The 12,335-nt window shown below is 65.1% G+C and carries 10 protein-coding genes; 9 read left to right on the forward strand and 1 reads right to left on the reverse strand.

Features of this window, described 5'->3' with window-relative positions; genetic code table 11:
* Positions 1-6 precede the first annotated feature (6 nt).
* The 7 genes from NTD82_RS26370 (at position 7) to NTD82_RS26400 (ending at position 10,089) form a co-directional block, all read left to right on the forward strand.
* Positions 7-1,182 (forward strand): efflux RND transporter periplasmic adaptor subunit, encoded by a 1,176-nt coding sequence (locus NTD82_RS26370; protein ID WP_262130865.1) that lies wholly within the window; start codon positions 7-9, stop codon positions 1,180-1,182.
* A complete protein-coding gene (locus NTD82_RS26375; protein WP_262130866.1) occupies positions 1,179-4,295 on the forward strand; it encodes a multidrug efflux RND transporter permease subunit in 3,117 nt (1,038 codons plus the stop codon). The genes NTD82_RS26370 and NTD82_RS26375 overlap by 4 nt, the downstream gene beginning before the upstream one ends.
* 9 nt (positions 4,296-4,304) lie before the next feature.
* Entirely contained in the window at positions 4,305-4,979 is a 675-nt protein-coding gene (locus NTD82_RS26380) for a heavy metal response regulator transcription factor (RefSeq protein WP_095158558.1), read from the forward strand.
* Positions 4,954-6,336, forward strand: a complete 1,383-nt coding sequence (locus tag NTD82_RS26385; RefSeq protein ID WP_262130867.1) for a heavy metal sensor histidine kinase — start codon at positions 4,954-4,956, stop codon at positions 6,334-6,336. The genes NTD82_RS26380 and NTD82_RS26385 overlap by 26 nt, the downstream gene beginning before the upstream one ends.
* 146 nt (positions 6,337-6,482) lie before the next feature.
* The gene (locus NTD82_RS26390) at positions 6,483-6,707 is read left to right on the forward strand and encodes a hypothetical protein (RefSeq protein ID WP_262130868.1); all 225 of its coding nucleotides are present in this window, start codon (positions 6,483-6,485) and stop codon (positions 6,705-6,707) included.
* Between the two features lie 255 nt (positions 6,708-6,962).
* Complete coding sequence (locus tag NTD82_RS26395) at positions 6,963-8,249, forward strand: OprD family porin (protein ID WP_262130872.1); 1,287 nt, start codon at positions 6,963-6,965, stop codon at positions 8,247-8,249.
* Positions 8,250-8,568: 319 nt separating this feature from the next.
* On the forward strand, positions 8,569-10,089 hold the full coding sequence (locus tag NTD82_RS26400; protein ID WP_262130870.1) for a sensor domain-containing diguanylate cyclase: 1,521 nt from the start codon (positions 8,569-8,571) through the stop codon (positions 10,087-10,089).
* 61 nt (positions 10,090-10,150) lie between these two features.
* Here NTD82_RS26400 and NTD82_RS26405 read toward each other — a convergent pair whose 3' ends face one another.
* Entirely contained in the window at positions 10,151-10,621 is a 471-nt protein-coding gene (locus tag NTD82_RS26405) for a PA2169 family four-helix-bundle protein (RefSeq protein WP_095158562.1), read from the reverse strand.
* A 204-nt stretch (positions 10,622-10,825) separates the two neighbouring features.
* Between NTD82_RS26405 and NTD82_RS26410 the strand changes: the two genes are divergently transcribed.
* Together NTD82_RS26410 and NTD82_RS26415 are read left to right on the forward strand one after the other, a co-directional pair.
* Positions 10,826-11,056, forward strand: coding sequence for a DUF3820 family protein (locus tag NTD82_RS26410; RefSeq protein ID WP_095158563.1), 231 nt, complete (start codon positions 10,826-10,828; stop codon positions 11,054-11,056).
* 24 nt (positions 11,057-11,080) lie between these two features.
* Positions 11,081-12,268: an aminotransferase class V-fold PLP-dependent enzyme gene (locus tag NTD82_RS26415; protein WP_410017091.1), complete on the forward strand. Its 1,188-nt coding sequence runs from the start codon at positions 11,081-11,083 to the stop codon at positions 12,266-12,268.
* Positions 12,269-12,335 lie beyond the last annotated feature (67 nt).

A 12,335-nucleotide genomic window follows, 5' to 3' on the forward strand; every position in this document is an offset into this window, starting at 1 on the left:
TGACGCATGCGAATTACCCGCCCCCGAACGCTGCTTGTCCTGCTTGCCATCGTCCTCCTGGCCGTCGCGGCCTGGTTCGTCAGCGAGCGCCCGCGCGCCGTCAAGGCCACCCAGCCCACGGCCATTCCAGTCAGCGTGATCGCGGTCAAGCGCGAGGACGTGCCGCGTTACCTGAGCGCCATCGGCACCGTGCAGTCGCTGCACAGCGTGGTGATTCGTCCGCAAGTGGAAGGCGTACTGACGCGCATCGCCGTGCAGGAAGGCCAGACCGTTCGCGAAGGCGACCTGCTGGCAACCCTCGACGACCGCGCCATCCGCGCCAGCCTCGACCAGGCCCGGGCCCAGCTCAAACAGAGCCAGGCGCAGTTGCAGGTGGCCCAGGTGGACCTCAAGCGCTACCGCCTGCTCAGCGAAGACAACGGCATCTCGCGGCAGACCCTCGACCAGCAACAGGCGCTGGTCAACCAGCTCGACGCCAGCATCCTCGGCAACCAGGCGAGCATCGCCGCCGCCGAAGTGCAGTTGTCCTATACCCGGGTGCTGTCGCCGGTCAGTGGCCGGGTCGGCATCCGCAATGTCGACGAAGGCAATCTGGTGCGCAGCAGCGACACCCAGGGCCTGTTCAGCGTGACCCGCATGGACCCGATCGCCGTGGAGTTCTCGGTCCCGCAACAATGGCTGCCGACCTTGCAACAACTGGTCGCCAGCAGCGAACCCGCACCGATCAAGGCGTACCTGGAAGGCGATGGCGACAGCAGCGGCACCCTGCTCGGCGAAGGCCGGCTGAGCCTGATCGACAATCAGATCGCCGCCGGCACCGGCACCCTGCGGGCCAAGGCCACGTTCAGCAATGCCGACGCCCGCCTCTGGCCCGGCCAACTGGTCAGCCTGCGGGTGCAGACCGGCGTCGAGCGCGACGCGCTGGTGGTGCCGCCGGGCGTGGTGCGCCAGGGCGTTGACCAGCATTTCGTCTACCGCATCAGCGGCGACAAGGCCGAAGCCGTGACGGTCAAGGTGCTGTATCAGGACAGCCGGCTGAATGTCATCAGCGGCGTGGACGCCAATGACCGGCTCGTCGCCGACGGCCAGTCGCGGCTCAAGCCCGGCGCCACAGTGGAAGTCCTCGACACCGCGCCGCCCGCGGAAAACGTCGCCCGCAGCGATGCGAGCGTGCAGCCATGAACGCCGCCCTGCCCAATGGCCGCCGCGGCCTGTTCGGCTGGTGCATCGACCGTCCCATCGCGACCCTGTTGTTGACCTTCGCGTTGGTCCTGCTCGGCGTGGTGGCTTTCCCGCGCTTGCCGGTGGCGCCGTTGCCGGAAGCCGACTTCCCGACCATCCAGGTCAGTGCCCAACTCCCCGGCGCCAGCCCGGAAACCATGGCCTCGTCGGTGGCGACGCCGCTGGAAGTACAATTCAGCGCCATCCCCGGCATGACCCAGATGACCTCCAGCAGCGCACTGGGCTCCACCAGCCTGATCCTGCAATTCACCCTCGACAAAAACATCGACACCGCCGCCCAGGAAGTCCAGGCGGCGATCAATACCGCCGCCGCCAAACTGCCTCAGGACATGCCCAGCCCGCCGACCTGGCGCAAGGTCAACCCGGCCGACAGCCCGGTGCTGATCCTCACCATGTCCTCCGAACACATGCCGGCCAACGAGCTGAGCGACTACGCCGAAACCCTGCTGGCCCGGCAACTGAGCCAGATCGACGGCGTCGGCCTGGTCAACATCACCGGCCAGCAGCGCCCGGCGATCCGCGTGCAGGCGCAGCCCGAAAAACTCGCCGCCCTCGGCCTGACCCTCGCCGACCTGCGCCTGGCCATCCAGCAGACCAGCCTGAACTTGGCCAAGGGCGCGCTGTATGGCGCAGACAGCGTGTCGACGCTCGCCACCAACGACCAGTTGTTCCACCCCGAGCAGTACGCGCAACTGATCGTTTCCTACCGCAACGGCGCGCCGGTCCAGCTCAAGGACGTGGCGCGGGTCATCAACGGTTCGGAGAACGCCTACGTCAAGGCCTGGTCCGGCGACCAGCAGGGCTTGAACCTGGTGGTCTTCCGCCAGCCCGGAGCGAACATCGTCGACACCGTGGACCGGGTCAACGAAGCGTTGCCGCGGCTGGAAGAAATGCTGCCCGGCACGGTGCAGGTCTCGGTCCTGCAAGACCGCACCCAGACCATCCGCGCCTCGCTGCATGAAGTGGAAATGACCCTCGGCATCGCCGTGCTGCTGGTGATCGCGGTGATGGCGCTGTTCCTGCGCCAATGGTCAGCGACCTTGATCGTCTCGGCGGTGCTGGTTGTCTCGCTGATCGCCAGTTTCGCGTTGATGTACCTGTTCGGCTTCAGCCTGAACAACCTGACCCTGGTGGCGATCGTCATCGCCGTGGGTTTCGTGGTGGACGACGCCATCGTCGTGGTGGAGAACATCCACCGTCATCTCGAAGCCGGCGACAGCCGCGTCGAAGCGGCGCTCAAGGGCGCGCGGGAAATCGGCTTCACCGTGGTGTCCATCAGCTTCTCGCTGGTGGCGGCGTTCATTCCGCTGCTGTTCATGGGAGGCGTGGTCGGCCGGCTGTTCAAGGAGTTCGCCCTGACCGCCACCAGCACCATCCTGATTTCCGTGCTGGTGTCGCTGACCCTGGCGCCCACCCTGTGTGCGCTGTTCATGAACGCGCCCACGCATGACACACCGCAGAAACCCGGCTTCGGCGAGCGCCTGCTGGCCGGCTACGAACGCTTGCTGGACAAGGCCCTGGCCCACCAGAAAACCATGCTCGGCATCTTCGGCCTCAGCCTGGCACTGGCGGTGGCGGGTTACATCGCCATCCCCAAAGGCTTTTTCCCGGTGCAGGACACCGGTTTCGTGCTCGGCACCAGCGAGGCCGCCGCTGACATCTCCTACCCGGACATGGTCGCCAAGCACCTGGCGCTGGCCAAAATCATCGAAGCCGACCCGGCGGTGCGCGCGTTCTCCCATTCCGTCGGCGTCACCGGCAGCAACCAGACCATCGCCAACGGCCGCTTCTGGATTTCCCTCAAGGACCCCGGCGACCGCGATGTCTCGGCCAGCGAATTCATCGACCGCCTGCGCCCGAAACTGGCCAAGGTGCCGGGGGTGGTGCTTTACCTGCGCGCCGGCCAAGACATCAACCTCAGTTCCGGCCCGAGCCGCAGCCAGTACCAGTACGTGCTCAAGAGCAACGACGGCCCGGCGCTGAACCTCTGGACCGAGCGCCTGACCGAGCGGCTGAAGGCCAACCCGGCGTTCCGCGACCTGTCCAACGATCTGCAACTGGGCGCCAGCGTCACCCGCATCGAGATCGACCGACAGGCCGCGTCGCGCTTCGGCCTGACCACCACCGACATCGACCAGGCGCTCTACGACGCCTTCGGCCAGCGGCAGATCAGCGAGTTCCAGACCGAAACCAACCAGTACAAGGTCATCCTCGAACTGGACGCCCGCCAGCGTGGCCGCGCCGAAAGCCTGAACTCCTTCTACCTGCGCTCGCCGCTGAGCGGCGAAATGGTCCCGCTGGCCGCCGTGGCGAAAGTCGCCGCACCGAGCACCGGGCCGCTGTCCATCAGTCATGACGGGCTGTTCCCGGCCGCCAACCTGTCGTTCAACCTGGCGCCCGGCGTCGCCCTCGGCGATGCGGTGGCGATCCTCGAACGGACTCAGCGCGAACTGGGCATGCCGGCCTCCATCAGCGGGTCGTTCCAGGGCGCGGCGCAGGCGTTCCAGAGTTCGCTGTCCAGCCAGCCCTGGCTGATCCTCGCCGCGCTGGTGGCGGTGTACATCATCCTCGGCGTGCTCTACGAGAGCTTCGTCCACCCGCTGACGATCATTTCCACCCTGCCCCCGGCCGGCCTCGGCGCCCTGGCGCTGCTGTGGCTGTGGGGCCAGGACTTCACCATCATGGGCCTGATCGGCGTGGTGCTGCTGATCGGCATCGTCAAGAAGAACGGCATCCTGCTGATCGACTTCGCCCTCGACGCCCAGCGCAACCAGGGCATGAGTCCCGAGGAGGCGATCCACACCGCCTGCCTGACGCGCTTCCGGCCCATCATGATGACCACCATCGCCGCCTTGCTCGGCGCCGTGCCGCTGATGCTCGGCGCCGGTGCCGGCGCCGAGTTGCGCCAGCCGCTGGGCATCGCCGTGGTCGGCGGGTTGCTGGTCAGCCAGGCCCTGACACTGTTCACCACCCCGGTCATATACTTGGCCCTGGAGCGCCTGTTCCACCGGCGCCAGCGCGCTGCCGAAGCGCCCCGGCCAATTGCCCATTGAGAGCCGACCATGCGCGTGCTGATTATCGAAGACGAAGAAAAAACCGCCGACTACCTGCACCGCGGCCTGACCGAGCAGGGCTTTACCGTGGACCTGGCGCGAGACGGCATCGAGGGCCTGCACCTGGCGCTGGAGGGTGACTACTCGGTGATCGTCCTCGACGTCATGCTCCCCGGTCTCGACGGCTATGGCGTATTGCGCGCGCTGCGGGCGCGCAAGCAGACCCCGGTGATCATGCTGACCGCCCGCGAGCGCGTCGAAGACCGCATCCACGGTCTGCGCGAAGGCGCCGACGACTACCTCGGCAAGCCATTCTCCTTCCTCGAACTGGTGGCGCGCCTGCAAGCCCTGACCCGGCGCAGCGGCGGCCACGAACCGGTGCAAATCCAGGTCGCCGACCTCTGGGTCGACCTGATCAGCCGCAAGGCCAGCCGCGCTGGCCAACGCCTCGACCTGACCGCCAAGGAATTCTCGCTGCTCAGCGTGCTGGCCCGGCGCCAGGGCGAGATCCTGTCGAAGACGGCGATTGCCGAGCTGGTCTGGGACATCAATTTCGACAGCGACGCCAACGTCGTCGAAGTGGCGATCAAGCGCCTGCGCGCCAAGCTCGACGGGCCGTTCGAAACCAAACTGCTGCACACCATCCGAGGCATGGGCTATGTCCTGGAAAACCGCGCGAACTAATTCCCTGGCGCTGCGCCTGAGCGCGCTGTTCACGCTGGTGGCGCTGCTGGTGTTCTTGCTGATCGGCTGGGCGCTGTACAAACAGGTGGACCGCAGCCTCGACCTGCTGCCCTCGGCCGAGCTGGAGGCGCGCTTCAGCGTGCTGGAGTCGAGCCTGATGCGCTTCGGCAACCCGGACCACTGGAGCAAGATGGTCCGCAAGCTCGACCAGCTCAGCGAGGAAGACCGGCGCATCCGCTTCTGGGCGGTCAGCAGCGACAGCCACTACGAATACGGCAACCCCGACGCGGTCATCCGCCGCGTCGCCGAAGGCAAACCGGGGATGCGCGACCTGTACCTGGCCGACAATCCCTTCCCGTACAAAGTGATGCTCAGCGAGCTGCCGGCGCTGGAGCAGCGCCCACCGCTGCGCTTTCTCATCGGCATCGACACCGAGACGTTCTGGCACACCCAGCACACCCTGCTGATCGCCTTGGTCAGCCTGGCGGTGGTGGGTGTCCTGCTGGCCTCGGTGCTGGGTTACTGGGTGGCGCGGATCGGCCTGCGACCGCTGCGCGAATTGTCCGCCGAAGCCCAGCAACTGGCGCCGCCACGCCTTAGCGGTCGGCTGCGGGTTTCGGCGCTGCCGCCGGAGCTGGAGCAGTTCGCCCAGACCTTCAACGCCGCGCTGGAGCGGGTCGACCAGGCCTACTCGCGGCTGGAGGCCTTCAACGCGGACGTCGCCCACGAACTGCGCTCGCCGTTGACCAACCTGATCGGCCAGACCCAGGTCGCCCTGACCCGCGGACGCAGCGCCGAGCACTACTTCGAAGTGCTGCAATCGAATCTGGAAGAACTGGAGCGGCTGCGCAGCATCATCAACGACATGCTGTTTCTCGCCAGCGCCGACCAAGGCAGCAAGGCCACCGGACTGATCAGCACCTCGCTGGCCGAGGAAGTGGCGACCACCCTCGACTACCTCGACTACATCCTCGAAGACGCCCAGGTGCGGGTGGAGGTGAAGGGCGACGCCCAGGCACGCATCGAAAAGGCCCATCTGCGCCGGGCGCTGATCAACCTGCTGAACAACGCGGTGCAACACACCGAACCGGGCCAGGTGATCCATGTGGTTATCCACAGCGAAGACGGCCAGGTGCGCATCGCTGTCAGCAACCCCGGCCCGGCGATTGCCGACGAGCACCTGCCACGCTTGTTCGAACGCTTCTACCGGGTCGATGCCGCCCGCAGCAACAGCGGCAGCGGCAATCACGGCCTGGGTCTGGCCATCGTCAAGGCCATCGCCGTCATGCACGGCGGCAGCGTCTTTGTCCGCAGCCAGGCGGGCGCGAACACCTTCGGCATCCTTCTCCCGGCCTGAGCCGAAAACGCTCTGGGCCGCGGCCTTTCAGGACTGTTACTTTTTCCGCAACAGTCCATCTCTGAAATACGGCTTTTTCGTTCGCTTCCTAACGATTAATTTAGCCGCACCAAATAGAGACTTGCTCTGCAAGAAGGTTGTTTGAAATGTCCAACAGCATGGGTATTGCCAGCGTTTTCGTCCTGTCTTCCGTGTTGCTTTCCCCTCTGGCCATGGCTGAAGAATCCCAGGCCTTCGTCGCCCAGACCGCACGCCACCAGGCGACCCTGGAGCAGGCCCGCGAAGCGTTCGCCAAGCAACAGAACGACGCCGCGAAAGGCTCGGAGCAGACCGCATCAAAGGTTGATTCGAGTGCCAGCAAAGATAGCTGAGTCGCTGCTCGACGCTCCTGTTTCTCCCTCGACGTTCGCGCAGGCAGCGCATCTGCCCGCGCGCCTGTCGTTTAAAGCCGCTGCTTGTCAGCGGCTTTTTTTCGCCTGGTGAAAAGTACCGGAATACGGCCCGTTTCCAACAAGAAAAATACCGCTTCGCAGAATAAAAACTGCCGCCATTAGCACCTCAAGGAGTTCATCAAGGTGACCATTACCCCACGTTTGACCCCACTATTCGTTGCGCTGGCTGCAACGATGCCGTTCCACGCCCAGGCTGACGACGACAAGCCCGAAGGCTTCGTCGAAGGCGCCAGCCTCGATGTCCTGGCCCGCAACTACTACATGAGCCGTAACCAACTGCTGCCCGGTGTGCGCGACAACCGCGAATGGGGCCAGGGCTTCATCGGCAAATTCGAATCCGGCTTCACCCAGGGCACCGTCGGCTTTGGCCTCGACGCCTACGCCATGCTCGGCCTGAAACTCGACGGCGGTGGCGGCACTGCCGGGTCGAGCATCCTGCCGATCAACAGCCCGAGCAAAGACGGCTACGACTACGGCAAGGCGCCGGACGAGTTCTCCAGCGCTGGCGCCTCGGTGAAAGTCCGGGCATTCGACACCGTGCTGCGCGCCGGCGACCTGTTCCTCACCAACCCGGTGATCGCCGGCGGTGAAACCCGCATGCTGCCGCAGACCTTCCGCGGCGTCAGCCTGACCAACACCAGCATCGACAACCTGATGCTCGAAGGCGGCCAGGCCAGCTTCACCAAGCCGTACAACCAGAGCGGCCACCGCCGCATCGACACCTTCTACGGCTCGCTGCCAGACCACCGCGACAGCCGCCACCTGAACTGGGCCGGCGGAGTCTGGACCCCGGTCAACGGCCTGAGCACCAGCGTCTACGCCGCCGAACTGAAGGACATCTGGAACCAGTACTACGTCAACCTCGACTACACCTGGCAGCTCAACGAGCTGGTCAGCCTCAATCCGGGTGTGAACTACTACCACACTCAGGACACCGGCAATGCCTTGCTGGGTGATATCGACAACAACACCTACAGCCTGCATTTCACGGTGAACGTCGGCTACCACGCGGTGACCGCGGTGTACCAGCGGGTCAACGGCAACACGCCGTTCGACTACATCAACCAGGGCGACAGCGTGTACCTGGACAACTCGCAGATCTACTCGGACTTCAACGGCCCCAACGAGCGCTCGTGGAAGCTCAAGTACGCCTACGACTTCGCCGGCGTCGGCATTCCCGGCCTGACCACCGCCGTGTCTTACTCCAAGGGCGAGCTGGACCTGAGCAAAGCCGATGCCGACAGCAGCGGTTATGGCCGCTGGTACAGCGAAGACGGCAAGAACGCCCAGCACTGGGAACGCGATGTCGACCTGGCCTACGCCTTCCAGGAAGGCCAGCTCAAAGACCTCAGCGTGCGCCTGCGCTGGGCCAGCCATCGCGGCAGCCAGGGTTACTCGCATGTGGATAACGACATCGACGAGTACCGGGTGATCGTCGACTATCCGGTGAATATCTTCTGACCTGATGGCTGACGTTGGGTCTGTGTCGCGACCATCGCGAGCAAGGGGTTCACTGCCTCTCTGTAGGAGCGAGCTTGCTCGCGATGGCCGCAACGCAGGTCCAAAGACTCACCCACGACCGCACATCTGCCTTGCGCACTAAATTCTTGTCCTACAATTCGCCCCCACCTAGAATACCCGCCGCCGCGCAGCCCCCCTGTGCGCGGTTGTGATCGATTTCCATCGCCAGAACCCGTCCTCGGAACAGTCCAGACTGCTTCCGACGCCAGGTTCTACCCGTTTCCCGGCCCAACCTGACGGTCAGAACACCTTCGCGACCATGAACGCGCACACCACGCCCCCGCGTGCCGGCCTGTACCGGACGCATCCGGAGTTGATCCTGAACCTGGGCAGTTGTCTGGCCGTGCTGGCTATCGTCGCCATCGTGACCTTCCTGTTGCTGCGCGAACGGATGAATGTCGAGCAGACCGCCACTCGCTCGGCGCGCAATATCGTCAAGTTGATGGAGACCGACATCATTCGTAATGTCGAGCTCTACGACCTGTCCCTGCAAAGCCTGATCTGGGCCGTGCAACACCCGGAACTGCTCGGCATTCCGCCAGACATGCGTCAGCAGGTGCTGTTCAACCAGGCTTTCAGCAGCCCGGTGCGCGGCGACATCCTCTGGCTCGACCGCGACGGTAACGTAGCCGCCGACTCCACCAGCAGCACACCGCGCAGCGCCAACTTCGCCGACACGCCGATCTTCCAGGAACACAAGCGCAACCCCGACCTGGGCATGGTTATCAGCCCGCCGTTCAAGGCGCGCCTCGGTGATCTGGACTGGTGCATCAGTTTCAGCCGGCGGATCGAGGACGCCGACGGCGATTTCGCCGGCGTCGCCGGCGGTGCCCTGCGCCTGTCGCACTTCAACGATGTGTTCCGGCGCCTGGATGTCGGCCACGACAGCAGCATCAACCTGATGAACACCGACGGCCAGTTGCTGGCGCGCCACGCCACCGGGCCGAGCGCCAGTTCCAGCGACCCGATCGGCAGCAATTTCGCCGCGCGACCGAACTTCCAGCGCCTGCTGGCCGAGGGCAGCGGCAGCTTCAGCGCGCCGTCCGGGCATGACGGCCGGCCGCGCCTGTATACCTTCGCCCGGGTCGCCGAGTTGCCACTGGTGCTGGTCGTCACGCAATCGGAGGATGAGGTCTACAGCGCCTGGAAACGCACCGCGATTCTGGTCAGCGCCGCCACCGGGGTGCTGTGCATCGGCATTCTGTGGCTGAGCCTGATGCTCGGCCGCGAATTGCGCCGCCGGCACAGCGCTGAACGCAACCTGTCCGAACTCGCGGCCACCGACAGCCTGACCGGCCTGCCCAACCGCCGCCAACTCGACCAGGTGCTACGCCGCGAATGGGCCCGGGCGCAGCGTAACCAGCGGCCGATCGCCGTGTTGATGATCGACGTCGATCATTTCCGCGGCTTCAACGAACGCCACGGCCATCACGGCGGCGACGAAGCCCTGCGGCGCGTGGCCCACGCCATCGGTTGCAGCCTGCTGCGCCCCACCGACCTGGCGGCGCGCTACGGCGGCGAAGAGTTCGTTGCGGTGCTGCCGGACACCGACCTGCACGGCGCGATGATTCTCGCCGAGCGCATCCGCCTCAGCGTGCAGGCCCTGGCGCCTTATGGCGATGACGAGAAACCGGTGAGCATCAGCGTCGGCGTGGGCATCCACGTTCCCGGCAGCGCGCTGAGCCTGGGCGAGTTGATGGCCGGCGCCGACGAGGCGCTGTACCGGGCCAAGCGCAACGGCCGCAACCGCGTCGAAGCGCCGAAGCTGGCCAGCGCCTGACACGAAAATGCCCCGCCGGCCAATGGCCGACGGGGCATGGAGAGCGCGCGGGTGTCGCGACTCAGGAGCGGGCGCGAGCGCTGTTGCGCAGCACTTTTACCTGGTCATGGTTGCGCTGCACGCCGTGGTATTGACGCTCGACCAAGGAGTAGGCAGCCGACGCCGGAGCGATCTTGGCGAGTTTTTCCAGCGCTTCCTTGTAGGCCTTGAGCGCATGGTCTTCACCACGTTCGACTTCGTTCAGCACCGCCTCCTCGTCCTTGCCGGTGACCATGGATTTCAGGTTCACCCAGCCACGGTGCATGTCACCGCTGAGGCTGGTGGAGGTTTCCGGGTCACCGCCCAGGCTGCGCACATGTTGCTGCAGTTCGGCGGCGGCATCGGCGCAGCCGGTGCCACGTTGCACGAAGAATGCCTTCAGCTCGGGGTTCTTGACGTCTTCGGCACTGGTTTTGAAGCCTTTCTCACCATCCTTGCTGAATTCGATCAGGTCATTGAGGACAGAAATGACTTCTTTGTTGGTATCGGTCATGACACGGCTCCTTTTGCATGAGGGATGTTCCCCATGGATAACGCAGCCTTCGTGCCAGACCTGACGATCTGCAAATCTCCTTTGTTATCAACCGCTTGAGCGAATAGCAAAAAACTGTACCCGCGCTTTCTGCATGAACTGTCCTTTGGCCTTCATGCAGATTGCCTGTATCGTCCGGCCATTCATCAGTCTTTGCCGTGCGCCATGAATCCCGAAACCCTCGAACTGCTGGTCACCCGCGAAATGCCCTATGGCAAGTACAAGGGCCGGCTGATCGCCGACCTGCCCGGCCCCTACCTGAACTGGTTCGCCCGCCAGGGTTTTCCCCACGGCGAACTCGGCGGCCTGCTGGCGCTGATGCACGAGGTCGACCACAACGGCCTGTCCGACCTGCTCGAACCCCTGCGTAAAAAGCACCCCCGCCCCCGCCCCTGAACAGCGAGAACGCGCATGCACGACCTGCCTTCATCCACGCCCTCCCTTCTGGCCCGTGATGAGGGCTACTGGCAGCGCATCGCCGCGAAATACGACGTCGAGCCCGGCCCCGTGAACCTGGAATACGGTTACTTCGGGCGCATGACCCGCACCGTCGCGCAGACCTATCAACAGCACATCGACGCCATCAACCGCTGCAACTCGCTGCCGGTGCGCCAGCACTTCGAGCAGATCGGCAGCGTGCAGATCCGCGACGCCGTCGCCGAACTGCTCGACGTACCGGACCAGACCGTCGCCATCGCCCAGAGCGCCTCTGCCGCGCTGCAATCGCTGATCCGCAACTACAACCGCCTGCAGCCTGGCGACCAATTGCTGGTCAGCGACCAGGAATACGACAGCGTGCAGAACGCCATGCGCTGGCTGGCCCGCCAGCGCGGCCTGGAACTGATCGAGATCCGCCACCCGCATCCGGCCACGTTCGAGAACCTCGTGCAGAGCTACCGCGACGCCTTCGAACGGCATCCGCGCATTCGCCTGATGCCGCTGACCTACGTCACCCACCGCACCGGGCTGGTGATGCCGGTCCAGGCCATCGCGGCCTGCGCCCGCGAATTCGGCGTCGAGGTGATCCTCGACGGCGCCCACGCCCTCGGCCAGATCGACTTCGACCTGGAGCAACTGGGTATCGAACTGGCGGGCTTCAATTTGCAGAAATGGATCGGCGCGCCGCTGAGCCTCGGCGTGGTCTACATCGCTCCCGACAAGATCGACGCCATCGACCCGGACATGGGCGAATTGCGTTATCCACAGGCCGACATCCGCTCACGGGCGCCGTACGGCACGCCGAACATCCCCGCCTGGCTGACCCTGCCGACGGTGTTCGACGAACACCGGGCGGCCGGCGGCGCCGCGGTGAAAGGCGCGCGGCTGAATTACCTGCGAGATCTCTGGGTAGCGCCAGCGCGGCGGATGCCGGGCATCGAAGTGATGACCCCGGATGACCCGCGCTTGTATTGCGGCATCACCTCGTTCCGCTTCACCCGGCACAGCGATCAGGCCGTCATGGCGGAGCGACTGCTGAAGGAATTCAACCTGTTCACCGTGGCCCGCAACGGCTCGGCGTGCGGGCCGTGCATTCGGGTGACGCCGGGGTTCAGCACGACGCCGGCGGAAGTTGGGTTGTTGGTGAACGCCCTGGAACAACTGGCCTGAAATCCTTCCCCCGTACGTAGGAGCGTGCGTGGTGCCGCACGCGCCCCTTAGCGAGCAACCACGCGCC

This window comes from Pseudomonas sp. 5P_5.1_Bac1 (assembly GCF_025466015.1).
Classification (GTDB): Bacteria; Pseudomonadota; Gammaproteobacteria; order Pseudomonadales; family Pseudomonadaceae; genus Aquipseudomonas.